This is a genomic window from Tissierella praeacuta DSM 18095, from assembly GCF_900128955.1.
GTDB classification, from domain to species: Bacteria; Bacillota; Clostridia; order Tissierellales; family Tissierellaceae; genus Tissierella; species Tissierella praeacuta.
This window is the reverse complement of record NZ_FQTY01000001.1, coordinates 444497-465681: the sequence shown is the minus strand read 5'-3', so window position 1 is coordinate 465681 and position 21185 is coordinate 444497. Positions and strand designations below refer to the sequence as shown.

17 protein-coding genes and 1 other annotated feature are annotated in these 21185 nt (G+C 30.7%); all 17 genes read left to right on the top strand.

Annotated elements, in window-relative coordinates:
* The first annotated feature begins 22 nt into the window (after positions 1–22).
* Positions 23–481: a transcriptional regulator NrdR gene (gene nrdR / locus BUB33_RS02425; protein WP_072972703.1), complete on the top strand. Its 459-nt coding sequence runs from the start codon at positions 23–25 to the stop codon at positions 479–481.
* 9 nt (positions 482–490) lie between these two features.
* On the top strand, positions 491–1228 hold the full coding sequence (pgeF, locus tag BUB33_RS02420; protein ID WP_072972700.1) for a peptidoglycan editing factor PgeF: 738 nt from the start codon (positions 491–493) through the stop codon (positions 1226–1228).
* A 15-nt stretch (positions 1229–1243) separates the two neighbouring features.
* A complete protein-coding gene (locus BUB33_RS02415) occupies positions 1244–2668 on the top strand; it encodes a sigma-54 interaction domain-containing protein (RefSeq protein ID WP_072972697.1) in 1425 nt (474 codons plus the stop codon).
* Between the two features lie 193 nt (positions 2669–2861).
* Complete coding sequence (gene ord, locus BUB33_RS02410; RefSeq protein ID WP_072972695.1) at positions 2862–3911, top strand: 2,4-diaminopentanoate dehydrogenase; 1050 nt, start codon at positions 2862–2864, stop codon at positions 3909–3911.
* A 165-nt stretch (positions 3912–4076) separates the two neighbouring features.
* A complete protein-coding gene (gene ortA, locus BUB33_RS02405) occupies positions 4077–4382 on the top strand; it encodes a 2-amino-4-oxopentanoate thiolase subunit OrtA (RefSeq protein ID WP_072972693.1) in 306 nt (101 codons plus the stop codon).
* Between the two features lie 2 nt (positions 4383–4384).
* A complete protein-coding gene (gene ortB, locus BUB33_RS02400) occupies positions 4385–5803 on the top strand; it encodes a 2-amino-4-oxopentanoate thiolase subunit OrtB (protein WP_072972690.1) in 1419 nt (472 codons plus the stop codon).
* Between the two features lie 15 nt (positions 5804–5818).
* A complete protein-coding gene (locus BUB33_RS02395) occupies positions 5819–6184 on the top strand; it encodes an ornithine aminomutase subunit alpha (protein WP_072972687.1) in 366 nt (121 codons plus the stop codon).
* Positions 6184–8400, top strand: a complete 2217-nt coding sequence (gene oraE, locus BUB33_RS02390) for a D-ornithine 4,5-aminomutase subunit OraE (protein WP_072972684.1) — start codon at positions 6184–6186, stop codon at positions 8398–8400. Before BUB33_RS02395 ends, oraE begins: the two co-directional genes overlap by 1 nt.
* Positions 8390–9754, top strand: a complete 1365-nt coding sequence (locus BUB33_RS02385; protein ID WP_072972681.1) for a GlmL-related ornithine degradation protein — start codon at positions 8390–8392, stop codon at positions 9752–9754. The genes oraE and BUB33_RS02385 overlap by 11 nt, the downstream gene beginning before the upstream one ends.
* A gap of 3 nt (positions 9755–9757) precedes the next feature.
* Complete coding sequence (gene orr, locus BUB33_RS02380) at positions 9758–10825, top strand: ornithine racemase Orr (protein WP_115322170.1); 1068 nt, start codon at positions 9758–9760, stop codon at positions 10823–10825.
* A 229-nt stretch (positions 10826–11054) separates the two neighbouring features.
* Positions 11055–12221, top strand: a complete 1167-nt coding sequence (locus BUB33_RS02375) for a M20 family metallopeptidase (RefSeq protein WP_072972678.1) — start codon at positions 11055–11057, stop codon at positions 12219–12221.
* A 61-nt stretch (positions 12222–12282) separates the two neighbouring features.
* A complete protein-coding gene (locus BUB33_RS02370) occupies positions 12283–13590 on the top strand; it encodes a replication-associated recombination protein A (protein ID WP_072972676.1) in 1308 nt (435 codons plus the stop codon).
* A 67-nt stretch (positions 13591–13657) separates the two neighbouring features.
* Positions 13658–14992 (top strand): sigma-54 interaction domain-containing protein, encoded by a 1335-nt coding sequence (locus tag BUB33_RS02365; protein WP_159429152.1) that lies wholly within the window; start codon positions 13658–13660, stop codon positions 14990–14992.
* A 213-nt stretch (positions 14993–15205) separates the two neighbouring features.
* Positions 15206–16576 carry an alanine/glycine:cation symporter family protein gene (locus BUB33_RS02360; protein ID WP_072972661.1) on the top strand — a complete coding sequence of 457 codons (1371 nt, stop codon included), beginning with the start codon at positions 15206–15208 and terminating at the stop codon, positions 16574–16576.
* Between the two features lie 30 nt (positions 16577–16606).
* Positions 16607–18265, top strand: coding sequence for a M20/M25/M40 family metallo-hydrolase (locus BUB33_RS02355; protein WP_072972659.1), 1659 nt, complete (start codon positions 16607–16609; stop codon positions 18263–18265).
* A 227-nt stretch (positions 18266–18492) separates the two neighbouring features.
* Positions 18493–18725, top strand: a binding site (T-box leader).
* Positions 18726–18800: 75 nt separating this feature from the next.
* Positions 18801–20189: an asparagine--tRNA ligase gene (gene asnS / locus BUB33_RS02350; RefSeq protein WP_072972657.1), complete on the top strand. Its 1389-nt coding sequence runs from the start codon at positions 18801–18803 to the stop codon at positions 20187–20189.
* 182 nt (positions 20190–20371) lie between these two features.
* On the top strand, positions 20372–20887 hold the full coding sequence (locus tag BUB33_RS02345; RefSeq protein WP_072972655.1) for an outer membrane protein assembly factor BamD: 516 nt from the start codon (positions 20372–20374) through the stop codon (positions 20885–20887).
* Positions 20888–21185 lie beyond the last annotated feature (298 nt).

The following is a 21185-nucleotide window of genomic DNA, read 5'->3' as shown; positions in this document are numbered from 1 at the left end:
AAACATTGAAAGAGGTGAAAATATGAAATGTCCATTTTGTTCATACTTTGAATCAAAGGTAATAGATTCTAGACCTACTGATGAGGGACAAACAATTCGAAGAAGACGAGAATGTATGAAATGTAGTAAGAGGTTTACCACATATGAAAAGATTGAAGAAATACCTTTAATTATAGTAAAAAAGAATGGGAATAGGGAATCATATGATAGAAATAAACTTTTAAACGGAATAATAAAAGCATGTGAAAAAAGACCTGTTTCAATAAATACAATTGAAAATTTAGTAGATGAGATTGAAAAGAATTTGGACAATTCTTTACAAAGAGAAATAAAATCTGAAAAGATTGGTGAAATGGTAATGGATAAGTTAAAAGATATTGATGAAGTAGCATATGTAAGATTTGCATCAGTATATAGACAATTTAAAGATTTAAATTCATTTATGGAAGAGTTAAAAAAGATATTAGATGAAGGAAAATAGGAGATAAATATGGGAGTTATAGAAAAAAACAAAAAAGACATATTATATTATGAAATAGAAGGTTTTAATTTTGATAAAAAAATGAAGCATATTTTTTCCACTAGAGTGGGCTGGGAACAAGATAAATTATTTAATAATTTATCTGAATTATTAAATATACCTGAGGAAAATATATATAGGGCGAAACAAGTTCATGGAACAGATGTGTTAATCATTAGAGATCAAGATAATATTAAGGTGAGCTTACAAGAAAAAGATGGACTTATAACAAATAAAAAAAATGTAGCTATTTGTACCTATCATGCTGATTGTGTACCTATTTATTTTTATGATAAGACTAAAGAAGTCATAGCTTTAGCTCATGCTGGATGGAAAGGAACCTTAAATAATATTAATAAAACAATAATAGAAAATATGAATGAAAAATTTAATTGTAATATAGAAGATATTTCAGTGGCTATAGGGCCTTCAATAGGATCTTGTTGTTATGAAATAGGACATGATGTAGAAATGCTTTTTAAAGATAAGTATCCTAATTATTTAGATATAATTATAAATAGAGATAATAAAATATATTTAGATTTATGGAAAGTAAACAGGATAAATCTAATAAATTTAGGTATAAAAGATAGGAATATTTTTGAGGGGAAGTTTTGCACTTCTTGTAATATAGATAAATTATATTCTTATAGGGGAGAAAATGGTACTAAAAATAGAATGATTGCTGCTATAACATTAAATCAATAAGCTAGGAATGATAAAATGAAGAAGGTTGATTTAAATAAAATAATAATGCAAAATATCTTGCATCATGCAGACATAGGAATTCATGTAATAGATAATGAGAGGAGAACTGTTATCTATAATGAAGTTATGGCTAGATTAGAGGGGGTAGATAGAGAACAAGTTGTTGAAAAGGATATATTAGAAATATTTCCAAGTTTAAATGAAGAAACCTCCACTTTAATAAAAGTTTTACATACTGGACAGGCAATTTTAAATAGTACTCAATCCTATTTAAATTTTAAAGGACAGAAAATAACTACTATAAATTCTACCATACCACTTTATGCTGACGAAAAGATAATAGGGGCTCTTGAAATAGCTAATAATATAACACATATTAAAAATTTGTCAGATCAGTTAATAGAACTACAAAATGAATTATCTTCAGCAAAATCTTATAAAAAGAATTTTAAATCTAAGATAAAAAGATATAATTTTGATGATATTATAGGTGAAGATATATCCATATCATTAGCTAAGAGAATAGCCAAAAAAGCTACTAATTCAAGTTCATCTGTATTAATATATGGAGAAACAGGGACTGGCAAAGAATTATTTGCTCAAAGTATTCATTATGGAGGAATAAGGGCAGATAAGCCTTTTATAGCTCAAAATTGTGCTGCTATACCAGAAACACTTTTAGAAGGAATACTGTTTGGAACTGATAAGGGAGGATTTACTGGTGCAATAGAAAGGGAAGGGATTTTTGAACAGGCTAATGGCGGAACTTTAATGTTAGATGAGATTAATTCCATGTCTTTATCCTTGCAAGCAAAGCTTTTAAGGGTATTACAAGAGGGATATATAAGACGAGTTGGAGGAATAAAGGATATACCAATTGATGTACGAATAATAGCTACAACAAATGAAGAACCAACAGAAAGCTTAAAAAAGGGAATTCTCAGGAAAGATTTATACTATAGATTAAATGTTATTTCCATACGTATACCATTATTAACTGAAAGAAAAAGTGATATATATTTATTATCAAATTATTTTATTAATAAATATAACTCTTTATTTGGAAAAAAGGTAGAAAATATTTCTGAAGATATATTAAATTCTTTTATGGAATATTCTTGGCCTGGAAATGTTAGGGAATTAGGCAATGTAATAGAAGGAGCTATGAACATAATAAATGATGATGAAAAGACCTTAAAAAGAGAAGATTTTATTTCGTCGATTCATATAATGCAAGATAAACCTTTGAAAAATTCAGCTGTTTTTCAAGAAAAAAATAAATCTTTACCTAATATTTTGGAGGATTTAGAAAAAGATATTATATTTGGTACTTTAAGAAATAACCAATATAATATATCTAAAACTGCTAGGGAGTTGGGAATAAAAAGACAAACTTTACAGCATAAGTTAAAGAAATATGGAGCTGACGCAAAAATATAGGCATTACAATGCAAATATTTTTGCGTTTTTTTAGTTTAAAAATTGCAAATTATTAGAAAATATTTCGCTTTAGTATTTTAAATTACCTAAAATACACACTATTATATAAAATTGTAATTAAATAAATAGTTGGCAAAAATATTGCATATATAATTATAAGGTGAAAATGAAAATAAAATTAGGGAGGAATAAAATGAGAAAAGAAAACGTAAAAGTTATAGTATGGGGTTTAGGCTCAATGGGTAAAGGTATTGCAGAAATGCTTTTAAACAAAAAAGGTGTAGAAATAGTTGGAGCAGTTGTAAGAGGTGACAAAATAGGTAAATCTATGTATGATTTTTTAGATATGGAAAGAGGAGATAGAGAAGATTTACTTACAGGATCCTATGAAGATGTTATAAAAGAAGGGGTAGCTGATATTGTAGTAATTGCTACTGATTCCTTCACAAGAGATTCATTTGATAAGATGAAATATTGTCTTGAAAGAAAAATTAATGTAGTGTCTACTGCTGAGGAAATGGCGTATCCACAAGCACAAGAACCAGAATTAGCTAAGGAACTAGATAAAATAGCAAAAGAAAATGGTGTTACTGTCTTAGGTACTGGTATAAATCCAGGACTTATAATGGATTTATTAGTAATTACACTTACTGGAGCATGTATAGATGTTGAAAGTATTAAGGCAGAGAGAATAAATAATCTTTCTCCCTTTGGACCAGCTGTAATGCATGGACAAGGAGTTGGTATAACTGTAGAAGAATTTAATAAGAGAGTAGCAGAAAATAATTTAGCTGGACATGTAGGATTTCCAGAATCTATTACTATGATAGCAGATGCATTGGGATGGAAATTAAGTGATGAAATTGAACTACACAGAGCACCAATTGTGTCATCAGTATATAGGAAAGCTCCTTATGCAGAAGTACAGCCAGGAGATGTAGCTGGATGTAATATGAAGGGATTTGGTTATGTTGATGGAGAGTTAAAGATTGAAATGCTTCATCCGCAGCAAGTAGAACCACAATTAGAAGGGGGAACAACTGGAGACTATATAACTATAAAAGGTACGCCAAATGTAAATATGCAAATTACTCCAGAAGTACCTGGTGGCATTGGAACAATAGCTATGACAGTTAATATGATTCCAAATGTAATAAATGCACGACCTGGTTTAAAAACTATGATAGATTTACCAGTGCCAAGGGCTATTATGGGAGATATGAGAGAATTAATAGAAGACTAATTAACAATTGTCAAAGAGCAATTGAGAATTAAAACATAATTGCAAGACTAATAAATTTAGTAATTTATTATATAAAAATTAATTGTGAATTGTGAATGTACTTATTTTTCATTTACAATTCACAATTTAAAATTTAAAATTGGCGTAAGCCTAGGAGGGATATAAATGGATGCAAAACGTGGTGATTGGGTAAGGATTCACAATATAGTGTTGGAAGTAGGAGAAAGGGCAACAAATATTCCGGAAGATACACAAAATGTACCATTAGAAATGTGGGTTAAAGGATTTTTGATTAATGATAGTGCAAATATTGGTGATAACGTAAAAGTAGAAACTTATATTGGAAGAACAGTAGAAGGTAAATTATTAGAGGTTAACCCATACTATAAACATGATTTTGGGAAATGTGTTCCTGAACTTTTATATATAGGGCGTCAAGCAAGAGAATTGTTAGCAAAGGATGGTGAATAATAGTGACTAGAGATATGAGTTATGATGCTGTTATGGCAAGAAGACCGGAGATAATGAAAAAAGCAGTAGGTATGGATTACGATATATTTGAATCAGGTAGTGTAGCCTTTGATTATGAAAAGATGATGAGAGAAACGGGATATAGCTTACAAGAGATTGAGGAAATTCAAGGAAAAACAGGAGTTGGTAATACACCTTTATTTGAATTAAGAAATTTAACAGAATTAGGGAGAATATTTGCACCAAAAGGAAAAGGAGCTAGAATTTTTATTAAAGATGAAGCAGGTAATCCTTCAGGAAGCTTTAAAGCAAGAAGAGCAGCTACAGCTTGTTATCATGCAAAAAAATTAGGATATAAGGGTGTTATAGCTGCTACATCAGGTAATTATGGGGCTGCAGTAGCATCTCAGGCGGCTATGCAAGGATTAAAATGTATTATAGTACAAGAATGTTATGACTCAAGAGGAGTAGGTCAACCAGAAATAATCGAAAAGGCTAGGGCATGTGAAGCCTATGGTGCAGAAGTAGTTCAGCTTACAGTAGGGCCAGAACTATTTTATACTTTCCTAGTACTATTAGAAGAAACTGGTTATTTTAATGCTTCCTTATATACTCCATTTGGTATAGCAGGAGTTGAAACTTTAGGTTATGAATTATCTATGGAGTTTAGAGAAAGAGAAGGAAAAGATCCAGATGTAGTAGTGGTTACAAATGCAGGTGGAGGAAATTTAACTGGTACTGCTAGAGGTTTAATAAAAGCAGGAGCTACAAATACTGAAATTATAGCTGCTAGTGTTAGTCTAAAGGGACTTCATATGGCATCAGATACACAATTTAATAAAAAATCATTTACAACAGGACATACAGGATTTGGTATACCCTTTGCTACTTGGCCAGATAGGTCTGATGTTCCAAGGTCTGCAGCAAGACCTTTAAGATATATTGACAGATATGTTACTATGAACCAAGGAACAGTGTTTTATATGACAGAACTATTAGCACAATTAGAAGGACTTGAAAGAGGACCAGCAGGAAATACAGCTTTATCAGCTGCCTTTAAAATAGCACAAGAAATGGATGAAGACCAAATAATAGTAGTACAAGAAACTGAATATACAGGAGCAGGTAAACATATTAATCCACAACTTACATTCGCTAAAGAAAATGGTATAGAAATCATAGTTGGTGATCCTGCTGATGAAATACCTGGAAAAAATATTATACTTCCAAAAGACCCATCATTTGTAAAAATATATGAATTAGATTTAAATAAGAGTAGAAAATCTCTTATTAGAAATGCAGTAAACCATGTTAATGTAACCAAGGTAACAAAAGAAGATATAGCATTCCTTGTTGAAGAAACTAAATCCAATGTTGAATTTGTAAAAAATGCATTAGATGAGCTAGGAATAGTCTATTAATTAGGAGGTTATAAAATGAGTAGAGAAGATGATTTTCAAGAAAGAAGAAAACATTTGGCTAATCTAACAGAAGAAGAATTGGAACAAAGATTTTGGGAACTAGCTGGAAAAATCGTTGATCCAATAGTTGAATTAGCTAGAAATAATACATCTCCATCTATTGAAAGATCAGTATTGCTAAGAATGGGTTTTTCAAGTATAGAAGCTAAATCTATTGTAGATGGAGCAATTGATAGGGGACTAATATCTAAAGGTGTAGGACATATAGTATATAGATTAGCTAAAGAAAAAAATATGGAAATTAGAGAGACAGGACTTAAATTAGTTGAAGGTGAAATGTGGGATGATGTAGTAGCTTTATTTAAAGGAGGTGCCAACTAATGGAATTAAAACCCAATAAAAAGTTAGATATAGAATATATCTTAAAAGATATTGATAAATATAAACCTAGAAGAAGGGGTTGGCATTGGAGAGAGGGAGTGGGAGAAAACAGGCAAATTGGTAAATTTGAATATTACGACACATCTGTAAATCTTGAAAACAGTCAACCACTACCAGCAGCTAAATATTTTGATAATATAGATCCTCAAAATAAGGCAGTTATTACAACTGAAATTGCTTCAGGAAGATTTGAAGATGATATTAGACGTATGAGAATGGCTGCGTGGCATGGAGCAGATCATATAATGGTTATTAGAACAGCAGGGCAGTCTCACTTTGAGAGTCTTATAGAAGGAACTCCACAAGGAGTAGGTGGAATTCCTATTTCAAGAAAGCAAGTTAGAGCTCAAAGGAAAGCATTAGACTTTATAGAAGATGAAGTAGGCAGACCAATTAATTACCACTCCTATGTTTCTGGAGTAGCAGGTCCAGAAATTGCAGTAATGTTTGCTGAAGAAGGAGTAAATGGAGCACATCAAGACCCTCAGTACAATGTTCTTTATAGAAATATTAATATGATTAGATCCTTCGTTGATGCTGCAGAAGCTAAGAGAGTTATGGCTTGGGCAGATATAGCACAAATAGACGGTGCACACAATGCAAATGCTACAGCAAGAGAAGCATGGAAGGTAATGCCAGAACTTATGGTACAACATGCTATTAACTCAATATTCTCCGTTAAAGTTGGAATGAAGAAAGAAAACATCTGTCTTTCAACAGTACCACCAACGGCACCACCAGCACCCTGTATGAGATTAGACTTACCTTATGCTGTTGCATTAAGAGATCTGTTTAGAGAATATAAGATGAGAGCACAAATGAATACAAAGTACATGGAATCATCTACTAGAGAAGCAACTGTAACCCATGTGCTCAACTTACTTATTTCTCAATTAACTAGAGCAGACATTCAATCTACAATTACTCCTGATGAAGGAAGAAATGTACCATGGCATATATATAATATTGAAGCAATAGATACTGCTAAGCAAGCTTTTGCAGGTATGGATGGACTTGGAGCAATGGTTGAAATCAAAAGGGATAAAGGCGAATTAGCAGAAAAGGTTAGAGAATTAAAAGAAAGAGCTATCCTCTTTATGGAGGAAATTATTGAAGTTGGTGGATACTTTAATGCAGTAGAAGCAGGTTTTTTTGTTGACTCAGGATATTATCCGGAAAGAAACAATGATGGGATAATTAGAAAAGCTGATGCAGGAGTAGGAGAAGGAACAGTATATGAAAGAGATACTGATTATATGGCTCCAGTAACTGCACATTTTGGATATAACAATGTGGCTCAATATGATGAAAGTTTGGTAGGTAATCCAGCTGCCTTAATTGGTGGAGGAACCTTTGAAGAGCCATCAAAAATTGTATTTATAGATGAATTAGATGAAAATGATAATGTAAATGTAAGATTAGAAGAAGTTAAAGAACTTAGAACTACATCTAAGATTAAGCCTGAAATGGAATGGCTAGGAGATGGTATAGTCCTAACAACATTATTCTTACCTGCTGACGAAAGGACTGCAGAATTTGCTGCAATTGAAATAGGTAAGAAAATGGGATTAGAAGATGTAGAAGTAATTCACAAAGAGATAATGCAAGAAGCTGAGGGGACTCGTGTAGAGTTAAAAGGTAGAGTTGCTTTTACTATAGATACTAAGGAGTTAGTTATTCCACCTAAACCAAAGGAATTAACTGAAGAAGAAATTCGTGCAGATATTAAAGCTAAGCCGATGAAGGTTGTAGCAGCAACTGTTGGGGAAGATGAACATTCTGTAGGAATTCGTGAAATTATTGATATTAAACATGGTGGAATAGAAAAATATGGTATTGAATGTCATATACTAGGCACATCTATACCAGTTGAGAAATTAGTTGATGCAGCTATAGAATTAAATGCTGATGCTATTCTTTCATCAACAATAATTTCCCATGATGATATTCACTATAAAAACATGAAGAAATTACATGAATTATGTATTGAAAAGGGTATAAGAGATAAAATCATTCTGGCTGCTGGAGGAACTCAAGTATCTAATGAATTAGCCATCCAATCTGGTATGGATGCTGGATTTGGTAGAGGAACGAAAGGTTCCCATGTAGCTACGTTTTTAGTTGAAAAGAGAAGAGAGATGTCTAATGAAGATTAGTTTATTAGTTGCAGAAATAGGGAGTACTACAACAGTAGTTAATGCATTTAATGATTTAGATACCTGCCCAAAGTTTATTGGGCAGGGTCAATCAGCCACATCTGTATTAGAAGGTGATGTTAATATTGGACTAAAAGGAGCTATAGATGATTTAGCAAAAAATCTTGGTGAAGAATCTATAGACTATGATGAACTTATAGCCACCAGCTCTGCAGCAGGAGGTCTTAGAATGACTGTTCATGGATTGGTATATGATATGACTGTTAAAGCTGCTAAAGAGGCAGCATTAGGTGCAGGAGCTAATATTAAATTCATTACAGCTGGTAGGTTACGAAAGTCTGATTTAAGAAAAATTCAAGAAATAAAACCTAATATTATCCTAATTGCAGGTGGAGTAGATTATGGTGAAAGAGATACTGCCCTTTACAATGCAGAGCTTATTTCAGAAATGAATTTAAATATACCTGTTATATATGCAGGCAATATTGAAAATCATGAAGATATAAAGGAGATATTCCAAGGAAAAGAAACGGAACTTTATATAGTTGATAATGTTTATCCAAAAATTGATGAATTAAATGTAGAGCCTACAAGAAAAGTAATTCAAGAAGTATTTGAAAAACATATAATTCATGCACCAGGTATGGAACATGTGAGGGAAATGGTAACAGGACCTATTATGCCAACACCAGGTGCTGTAATGGAGGCTTCCCAACTTCTATATGATGATATTGGGGATTTATTAACTATTGACGTAGGAGGAGCCACAACAGATGTTCATTCTGTTACAGAAGATAGTGACGAAATATCAAGAATTTTAATAAACCCAGAACCTAAGGCTAAAAGAACTGTGGAAGGTGATCTTGGAGTATATGTAAGTATGAAGAATGTAGTTGAAATGATGGGCAAAGAAGAATTAACTAAGGAATTAAAGATTTCTATGGAAGAACTTGAAAACTTAATTTTTCACCACAAGCCAATTCCAGAAACTAATTTAGAAAAAAGGTTTGTAGAAGAATTAACATTACATGCTACTATTACAGCTGTGAGAAGACATGCAGGTGGGCTGAAACATTTATATGGACCATCTGGAAAGAAAACCATTGCAGAAGGTAAAGATTTAACTCAAGTGAAATATATAATAGGTACAGGTGGTGCACTAACTAGATTACCTAATAGAAAAAAAATACTTAGTGAAATTGCACTTTCAAACAAAGGAAATGATTTGCTTCCAAATACTGAAGCAGAAATTTTAATAGATAATCATTATATAATGGCATCACTTGGAGTAATGGCTAAAAAATATCCACAAGTAGCTTTAAAACTTTTGGAAAATAGTCTTAAGGGGGAATAAAATGTGAGCTATCCCAAAATGACAATTAATTTAAAAACCATAAGAGATAATGTACTGGCTGTATCTGGATTATGTAATGATAAAGGTATAAAGGTGGCAGGGGTAACTAAGGTTTTTGGTGGAAATCCAGCAATTGCTAAAGCATATATTGAAGGTGGAATATCTTATTTAGCTGATTCTAGAATTGAAAACCTTATAAGATTAAAGGACTTGAATATACCTAAGATAATGTTAAGATTACCTATGAAATCTGAAGTAGATAAAATAGTAGATTATGCAGATATTTCCCTTAACTCAGAATTAGATACTATTACTTTTTTATCAGAAAAAGCCTTAGAAAAAAATAAAATTCACAAGATTATCTTGATGGTAGATTTGGGAGATTTAAGAGAAGGATATTATGATGAGAAAGCTTTATTTGAAGATGTAGAAAAGATAATAGAATTAAAGGGAGTTAAACTCATAGGTTTAGGTACTAATTTAACTTGTTATGGCGGAGTAATACCAAATAAACATATCTTAGATAGATTAACTAAGCTAGAGGAAAATATAGAAAAAAAGTATAATATAGAATTAGAAATATTATCTGGTGGAAATTCAAGTACAATACATCTCTTATTAAAAGATACTAAAATAGATAAGATAAATAATTTGAGGCTGGGGGAATCTTTAGTACTTGGTACTGAATTTGCTTATGGAGAACAAATAGAAGGTACGAAAAATGATGCCTTTAAGCTTCAAGCAGAAATTATTGAAATAAAAGAAAAGCCTTCCGTTCCTATAGGAGAAATAGGAAAAGATGCTTTTGGCAATATACCTACCTTTATAGATAGGGGTATTAGGAAAAGAATACTCTGTGCAGTAGGTAAACAAGATGTGGATTTTGAAACTCTTCATCCCTTAGATGAGGATATAATTATTCTTGGCGGTAGCTCAGATCATCTTATATTAGATGGTTCAGATAGTAAAATAGATTATAAAGTAGGAGATATTATTGAATTTAGGATGTCCTATGTTAGCATTCTAAGGGCAATGACATCTAGATATGTTGAAAAAGAGATAATAGAATAATTAAAAGAATCATTAAAAAGCTTTGAAGGAATTAATTTCTTCAAAGCTTTAATTTTATTTATAAAGAACAATGTGATATTTAATAGATAATTTGTTTATTGAAATATTTTTAGAAATATAATATGTTATAATAAACAATAAAACAACTTTAAAAAATAATCAAATATTACTAATAGATTATATAAAAGCTATTAGAAAAAATTGAAATAAATTTTAGGTGGGATTAATTATGATAGAGAAGATTAATGATATTACTTATAGTATATTAAATGATTTAAAGGAATTAAATGAATATATTTATAATAATCCAGAACTAGGAAATGAAGAGTTTAAATCTTCAAAGGCTCATATAGAGCTTTTAAAGAAATATGGTTTTCAAGTAGAAGAAGAATATCTTGGTATAAAAACTGGATTTAAAGCTTATTATAAAAGTAAAAAAGAGGGACCTGCAATATCTTATTTATCTGAATATGATGCTTTACCTAAAATAGGACATGGTTGCGGGCATAATTTACTTGGTACTACTAGTACAGGAGCAGCTATAGTTTTAAAGCATTTATTAGATGACATAGGAGGAACCGTTGTAGTATTTGGAACTCCAGCAGAAGAAACCAACGGAGCAAAGGTTAAAATGGTAGAAGAAGGAGCTTTTGAAGGTATTGATGTAGCCATGTTAGCTCATCCATCTTCTACATACAGTAAAAGTGGCACATCTCTAGCTATGGAAGCTATACAATTTACATTTAAAGGAAAAGCTTCTCATGCTGCTTCAGATCCAGATAAAGGTATCAATGCCCTTGATGCAGTAATAATGACTTTTAATAGTATTAATGCCCTAAGAGAGCATATATTGCCTTCTGCTAGAATTCATGGGATTATAAGAGAGGGAGGTAAAGCTGCAAATATAGTTCCAGATTTAGCTATTGCTCAATTTTATGTAAGGACTTCCAGGAAAGCCTATTTACAGAAATTAACGGAAAAGGTTAAGAATTGTGCTAGAGGTGCTGCATTAGCAACAGGAGCTAGTCTACAAATATCTAATTATGAGCTTGGATATGATGATTTAGTTACTAATGAAACTTTATCAGAAATATTTACAAAAAACCTTAAAAGTCAAGGAGTACAAAATCCTGATAATATAAAATTAACCTTCGGTTCTGTAGATATGGGAAATGTAAGTCATGTATGTCCTGCTATTCATCCATATTTTGGGATACATGGTGATGATAGTATTGCAGCACACACTGAAGAATTCAGAGATGCTACACTAACAGATAAAGCCTATGAAAATATGATTATTACAATTAATGCTTTAGTAAATACAGGAGTTCAAGTTATTCAAAATAAGGATTTACTTGAGAAAATAAGAGAAGAGTTTAATGCTAGTAAAAATTGACTAAATTCATTTCTTATATGATATAATACTATATATAATATAAAGGTAATTAGGTGATTAAATGGATTTGTTTACTTTGAGTATGGAAGAAAAGCTTAAGAAAAGTGCACCCTTAGCCGATAGAATGAGACCTGAAAAAATAGAGGAATTTGTAGGGCAAGAACATATATTAGGTGAAGGGAAATTTCTAAATAGAGCTATAAAGGCAGATAGGATTACTTCTATGATATTTTTTGGACCTCCTGGAACAGGTAAGACTACTTTGGCCACTATAATAGCCAATACTACAAATATGCTTTTTGAAAAATTATCAGCTGTAACATCTGGGGTAAGAGATATACGAGAAGTAATGGATAGGGCTGAAGAAAATTTAAAATTGTATAATAAGAGAACTATTCTTTTTGTAGATGAAATTCATAGATTTAATAAGTCACAACAAGATGCATTACTGCCTTTTGTAGAGAGAGGAATAATTATTTTAATCGGTGCCACAACTGAAAATCCCTACTTTGAAGTAAATAAAGCTTTATTGTCTAGGGTAATGGTTCTAAAACTAGAATCTTTAAATAGAGATAATCTGAAAAAATTAATTTATAATGCTTTAACTAATTCAGAAAAAGGATTAGGTAATTATAAAGTAAATATAACAGATGAAGCAATTGATTATTTAATAACTATTTCCGATGGAGATGGGAGAACGGTACTCAATTCTTTAGAAATTGGGGTTCTTTCAACACCTATAGATGAAAACGAAATGATTGAAATAGATTTAGATACAATAAAAGAATCTATTCAAATAAAAACGGCTAGATATGATAAAGGTGGGGATGAGCATTATGATACTATTTCTGCCTTTATTAAAAGCATGAGAGGTGGAGATGCCGATGGAACTTTGTATTGGTTAGCAAAGATGATTAATGCAGGGGAAGATCCCAAATTTATAGCTAGGAGAATAATTATATGTGCATCAGAAGATGTGGGAAATGCAGATCCCAATGCACTGAATATAGCAGTGTCTGCTTTTAATGCAGTAAATGTAATAGGTATGCCAGAAGGACGAATACCCTTAGCACAGGCGGCGGTATATATAGCTACTGCTCCAAAAAGTAATGCAGTCTACGTTGGTATAAATAGTGCATTAAAAGATATAAGGGAAAAAGAAATAGGTAAGGTTCCAACTCATTTAAAAGATGGTTCTTATCCTGGAGCTAAGAATTTGGGCAATGGTATAGGCTATAAATATCCTCATGATTATGAAGGAGCTTTTGTTCAACAACAATATTTACCTACTGAGTTTATAGACAAAAAATATTATGTACCTACAGAAAATGGATATGAAAAAGAGATAAAAGAAAGATTATTGACTTAAGAAAAAAAGTATAGTTATAATTTGTTTTTATAGTTTTTCTAAACTAATATTGATAGGTGATAATATGTTGGAACAGTTTAATTGTAAAAATGTAGTTATTGTTAACAACAAAGGAGAAATTATTTATTTTACCATGAATAATTTGCCTATTTATGACTTGGAATTAGAGAATACTATGGGAAGGAAGGTTACCTCTCTTTATAAAAACTTAGATAACAATAATAGTTCTATGATTGCCTCTATAAAAACAGGAAAATCTTTTATAAACTTAAAACAAGGTTTAAAAACACAAAATGATAATTTAGTTTATCAGGTGGGATCTACATATCCACTTATAGAGGGAAATAAGGTAATTGGTGCCGTTGAATTTGCAGATATTGTAGATGAAAATAATATTAGTATCTACAATAGGGACTATAAATATAAAATATATTATAGACAAAACGGTACTTGCTATACAATTGATGACATAATTACAAGAAATGCTAAAATGCTTGAAATTAAGGAAAAAATTCGTAGAGTATCAAAGACAGAATCTACAGTTTTAATTCAAGGCAATACAGGTACAGGAAAGGAATTAGTTGCACAATCAATTCATAATTGTAGTAATAGAAGAGATGGACCTTTTGTTTCTCAGAATTGTGGAGCTATACCAGAAAATCTATTAGAAGGTATTTTATTTGGGACAACAAAAGGTAGTTTTACAGGTGCTGAAGAAAAAGAAGGACTTTTTGAATCGGCTAAAGGAGGAACTCTATTTTTAGATGAAATAAACTCTTTAAGTCCTATATCACAAGTAAAAATTTTAAAAGCAATTGAAGAAAAAAGAATTAGAAGAATAGGAGGTACTCAAGAGATACCTTTAGATATAAGAATTATTGTGGCATTAAATGAAGAGCCACAAAAACTTATGAAGGAAGGTAGAATGAGGAGTGATTTATATTATAGACTTTCAGTAGTTCAAATAATTTTACCAGATTTAATTCATAGAAAAGATGATATTGAAATTCTATCTAATTATTATATAGAAAGGTATAATAGGGAATTAGGATATAATGTGAGGGCTATTTCAAAAGAATTACTTTCTGCATTTGAACATTATCATTGGCCTGGTAATATTAGAGAGCTGAAAAATGTAATAGAAGGTGGTTTTAATGTTATTATTAGAAATGAAATCACCCTAAAGGATATACCAAAAAGAATTTTAGAAAGTAAAAATACTCTTCCAATACAAGCTTTACAAAGCTCTAATTATGATCTAAAAACATATTTGGAGAATCATGAAAAAAATATTATCTTAGAAGCATATAAATCCCATCAAAATAATTTAAGTTTAACAGCTAAATCTTTAAAGATTTCAAAGCAATTACTAAAATATAAGATAGATAAGTATATGAAATGATATAGTATTTTACAAATACGTATAATGAACTTATAAATCGTAAAAGATATTTTACAGTAAAAGAAATTTTACTATAAAATATCTTTTTTATTTGACTAAAAAATATCAAAATATACTGAAAATTGACTATATTCACAATTGATTTTATTTAAAAGTATTGGCATAAGTCTTGCTGTAATATAATAATGAATAAAAAATGAAGGAGGAAGAATGATGGATTCTTTTGTAAACTTTATAGTCACAATTTCTAACTGGATTTGGGGCACACCTATGCTCATTATTTTATTTGGCGGAGGATTAATTCTTAGCTTTTCTTTAGGTTTTTTTCAATTTAAGTATTTTGGATTTATTTGTAAAGAGACATTTGGTAAAATTCTTAAAAATCCTGAAAAAGGTGAAGGTACTGTGTCGCCTTTTCAAGCCGCTTCTGCTGCATTGGCTTCTACAATAGGAGCTTCTAATATTGTTGGAGTACCTGTTGCCATAGCTTTTGGCGGACCTGGTGCAGTATTTTGGATGTGGCTTACTGCTTTAATAGGTAGTGCATCAAAGTTTAGTGAAATTGTCCTAGGCATCAAATATAGACAAAAGAACGAACTAGGAGAATTCGTTGGAGGACCGCAATATTATCTAGATAAAGGCTTAAAAGCCCCATGGTTAGGTAAATTATTTGCTTTCTGTTTGATGCTTGAAATAGTTCCTTCTGTAGCCACTCAAACCGTATCAGTAGTACAAACAGCTAATACTCTTAATATTCCAAACTGGGTTTCAGGAGCAGTGGTTGCTATTTTAGTTGGTATTGTTGTTTATGGTGGAATTAAAAGAATAGTTCAAGTTTCAGAAAGATTAGTTCCTTTTATGGCAGGACTTTATTTAATAGGTGCATTAGTTATTACAATTGTAAATATTGGAGAACTACCTTCCATTATTGTTTTAATTTTTAAAGGTGCATTTACTCCTATGGCTGCAGCCGGTGGATTTACTGGTGCTGCTATAGCTCAGGCTATTAAAAATGGAGTTGCAAGAGGAACTTATTCCAACGAAGCTGGTATGGGAACCGCTTCTATTGCTCATGCTGCTGCAGTAACTGACCATCCAGTTCGCCAAGCATTCTGGGGTATATTTGAAATAATAGTTGATACTTTAATGGTATGTACCATGACAGCTATGGTTGTTCTAACAACTGGATTATGGAAAACTGTTCCATCATCAGATGCAGCTAGTATTCCAGCAAGAGCTTTCCAACAGTTGTTAGGGGAAGGGCTTGGTGGAGGGATAGTAACATTTAGTATTTCATTATTTGTACTTTCGACTATAATAGTTATTGTATTCTATGGTGAAAAACAAGCTGAATATTTATTTGGAACGAGATTTGCAAAAATAATGAAATTTATATATCTAGTAGCTATTTTCTTGGGAGCATATGGTGGCATTGAGTTTTTATATAGTTTCTTAGATATATTATTGGCTTCTATTGTAATTCCTAATATGATAGGATTAGTATTGATGAGAAACCAAGTTAAAGAGTTAAAGGATGAATTCTTTAGCAGTTCTGAATTTTATTCAAGTATAAAAGCTAAATAAAATAGAATTAAATATTATAGGAGGAATACTATGAATAAAGAAATTGCAGCAAGAATTGAGCAGATTGCAATAGAATTAACAAAAGAACTTAGTGTGGTAGAAACATTAGGAGAGTTAGATTCTGTGCAAAAAATTTATAACATTTTTTTAGAAATGGATTATTATAAAGAAAATCCTAATCATATAAAATTTGTAGATATAGTTAAGGATAAACTAGGTAGAAAATCTGTATTATCAATATTAAAAGGGAAAAAAGGAAATAGTAAAAAAACTGTATTAATGATAGGGCATACTGACACAGTAGGTATATCAGATTATGGCAGTTTGAAAGAATATGCTAATAGACCATATGAGTTGACAGAGAAATTTAAAGAAATAGCACCTACATTACCAGAAGAAGTAAGAAAAGACTTGGAATCGGGAGATTATTTATTTGGCAGAGGAATTTTTGATATGAAAACTGGTGATGCTATAATAATAGCATTAATGGAGCATATATCAAAGAATATTGAAGACTTTGAAGGTAATTTGATTTATGCTGCTGTTTGTGATGAGGAAGGAAACTCAGGTGGTATGTTATCTGTAATACCAGAGTTAGTTAAAATTCAGGAAAAAGAGGGATTTGAATATCTGGCTCTTCTAGATACAGACTATATGACATCTGAATTTGAAGGTGATGAAAATAAATATGTGTATATAGGAACCGTAGGAAAATTGATGCCATCATTCTATGTCGTAGGGAAAGAAACCCATGTTGGTGAATCATTTAAAGGAATAGATCCTAACCAAATAGCTTCTTCTATTACCAATAGAATTAACTTAAATGCTGATTTTTGTGATGTGGCTGAAGGTGAAGTTTCACTTCCTCCAATTACTTTAAAACAACGGGATTTAAAACCAGAGTATTCAGTTCAAATAGCAAAAACATCTACTCTATTCTTTAATTATGCAACACATTGCAGTACACCAGATGAAGTATTAGTGAAGATGAAAGATGCAGCTACAGAAGCTTTTCAATCAACTATTGATAATTTAAATATACAATATGAAAGGTTCTGTAAACTATCAGGAAGAGAATATAAAAAGCTGCCTTGGAAAGCAAGGGTATTAACTTATGAAGAATTATATACAAAAGTAAAATCAGAAATGGGAAATGAACTTAATAAAAGAATTGAAAAGGTTACAGAAGAAATGTTAAAGGATGAATCCATAGATCAAAGAGATTTTTCACTGAAATTAGTGGAGGAAGTTCATAGTTTATGGTCTGATAGGGAACCAGTTGTTATAGTATACTATACACCACCATATTACCCTCATATTTATATAGAAGGAAATGTACCAAAAGAAAAAGCATTGCTAAATGCAGTAGCAGATGCTGTAAGTACAACTAAATCAGATTATAAATTGGTTTATAAAAAATTTTTCCCATATATTTCAGATTTAAGCTATGGAGCAGCTCCAAAAGATCCCAAAATTATAGCAGCATTGAAAAATAATATGCCTGGCTTTGGAACTAAATATGACTTACCATTAGAAGATATGCAAAAATTAGATTTACCAGTATTAGATATAGGACCTTTCGGTAAGGATGCACATAAGTTTACAGAGAGGATTGAAAAGAAATATTCTTTTGAAGTAGCACCTCAATTAGTATACAAAACTATTATGAATTTATTAAAAAATAATTAATTAAAAAAATAATGCATAGTATAAAAGAATGTTATTTAAATAGCATTCTTTTATACTATAAATTTAATAAAATGGATATAATAAAAAAGAATTTCAAAGAAATATTAAAGATAGTATTTTTAAAAATAGCAAAGCTATGGTTTCACTAGTAATTATAAAATATAAAGTAAAGATTAGCTAAATCCATTGACAATACTAGAGAAAATAACTATAATTATATAAAAGTAAAGAAAACTTTGATAGGAAGAGTAGATATAAGAAGTAGTCAAAGGGAGCCTATGATAGTGAGACATAGGTACGAAGCTTATATTGAAGAACATCCTTGAGTTTCTAACCGAAATCTTAGGAGAGTAGACTTAGACGGATTCACACCGTTATCAGTGACACATATTGTAATATGTGTTAAAGTGGCTATTAGCAATTAGGGTGGTACCGCGGAAGATAAACTTTCGTCCTTTTGGATGAAGGTTTTTTTATTACCTAATTTAGGGAACTATAGGTTCTGAAATTACGAAAAAGAGAAAGGAGAATAAAGATGAAGACTACAGTTAGAAATATTTACAAAGACACAGATAAATATTTAAACCAAGAAATTCAATTAGAAGGATGGATAAGAACATCAAGATCATCAAAGACTTTCGGATTTATAGAATTAAATGATGGGACCTTTTTTAAAAATATTCAAATAGTCTATGAAGATGGGATGGATAATTTTAAAGAAATAGAAAAATTACCTCTGAGCTCTTCAATAAAGGTAAAAGGGAAATTGGTATCAACGCCAGAAGCAAAACAACCATTTGAAATAAAGGCTAGTGAAATTGAAGTTGAAGGATATTCAGCATCTGACTATCCCCTACAAAAGAAAAGGCATACTTTTGAATATATGAGAACTATTGCTCATCTAAGACCTAGAGCCAATACTTTCAATGCTGTATTTCGAGTAAGGTCAATACTTGCATATGCAATACACAAATTCTTTCAAGAAAGAGGATTTGTATATGTTCATACACCAATTATTACAGCTTCTGATGCAGAAGGTGCAGGTGAAATGTTTAGAGTATCTACCTTAGATTTCTATAATATACCTTTAACTCAAGATAAAAAGGTGAATTTTTCTGATGATTTTTTTGGTAAAGAAACAAGTTTAACAGTATCTGGACAGCTAGAAGCTGAAGCTTTTGCCCTTGCATATAAAGATGTTTATACCTTTGGACCAACTTTTAGAGCTGAGAATTCAAATACTGCAAGACATGCGGCAGAGTTTTGGATGATAGAGCCAGAGATTGCTTTTGCTGATATCAATGATAATATGCAATTAGCAGAAGATATGATGAAATATATAATCAAATATGTAATGGAAAATGCTAAAGAGGAAATGGAGTTTTTCAATAACTTTGTAGATAAAGGTTTAATTGAAAGACTTGAAAATGTAGTTAATTCTGATTTTGGTAGAATAACTTATACTGAAGCTGTTGAACTTTTGAAAAAATCAGGAGAAGAATTCCAATATCCAGTAGAATGGGGCATAGATTTACAAACTGAGCATGAAAGATATATTTCAGAAAAGATATTTAAAAAGCCAGTATTTGTAATTGATTATCCAAAGGAAATAAAAGCATTCTATATGAGAATGAATGAGGATAATAAAACTGTAGCTGCCATGGATCTTTTGGTACCAGGTGTAGGAGAGATAATAGGCGGATCACAAAGGGAAGAAAGGCTTGATGTATTAGAAAAGAAGATAATAGATAATGGTATGGAACCAGAAGACTACTGGTGGTATTTAGAACTACGAAAATTTGGTGGTACAAAACATGCAGGATATGGTCTGGGATTTGAAAGAGCTGTTATGTATATAACAGGTATGTCAAATATTAGAGATGTTATTCCATTTCCAAGAACAGTTAAATCTGCAGAGTTTTAAAATACAATACCCTATGGGATAGATTTATTTTTATTCCTATAGGGTTTTTTTGTTTTTTAATAAAAAACATGAGAAGATATAAGATAATATCATATTCTAATTATAGGAAAAGAAAGTTTGAATTTATGTTATAATGTAGAGTAACATAAAGTATAATAAACTTAATATAAGGAGGATATATGATGAAAAGGATAACATTGGTTACTATATCTTTATTTTGTATGACATTGGGTATTACTGGGTGTGGAGATATTAAAAAAGAAGTTCCTATTGAAATATCAATAGAAACTGAGCAAGGTAATGATACAGAAGAAATATCTTATGATAAGATAAGTGCATACATGGAAGAAGAATCTAAGAAAACCTTTTCTCCATATTATGAATTATTAGACTTTGAAATGACGAACTATCAAGAGGAAGTTCTTAATGAAGGAACAGAAGCAATTTTTGACTATAAGATAATCTATAAAAATTATGATAAAGATCCAGATACAGTAGGTTATATTAAGGAAGCAAAGGAGAGGGGTAACAGTAATTATCAACAAATGTATGATGAGTATTTGCAACCTAAAGAAATGAATTTTTATTTAAAAGCTGTTATTGACGAAAACGATTCAATAACCTTATATTCTAATGTTTCTCCTATAGGAGTTGAATGGGAAGAAACTAAAATGTCTGATTTTATTTTAAGTAAGTAAGTTAAATTTTATTATGTTATATAGTTGTAGATTTATATATATAAGAAAAAGGATTCTACTAATACAAAGAATTATAAGAGTTCTATAATATATTCATAAATCACTATAAAATATGAAAAAAGATTTATTAAAGAAGAAGTAATGGAATTTATAAATTCCATTACTTCTTTTTCTTTAGCATTAGTAAAGATTTTGTTGCACATATATTTTTATATATTTAATATTTTTTATTTTTAACAATGTCTTTTATTTTACATAAAATTAACAAAAATATTACGAACAACTTAATTAGATTTAA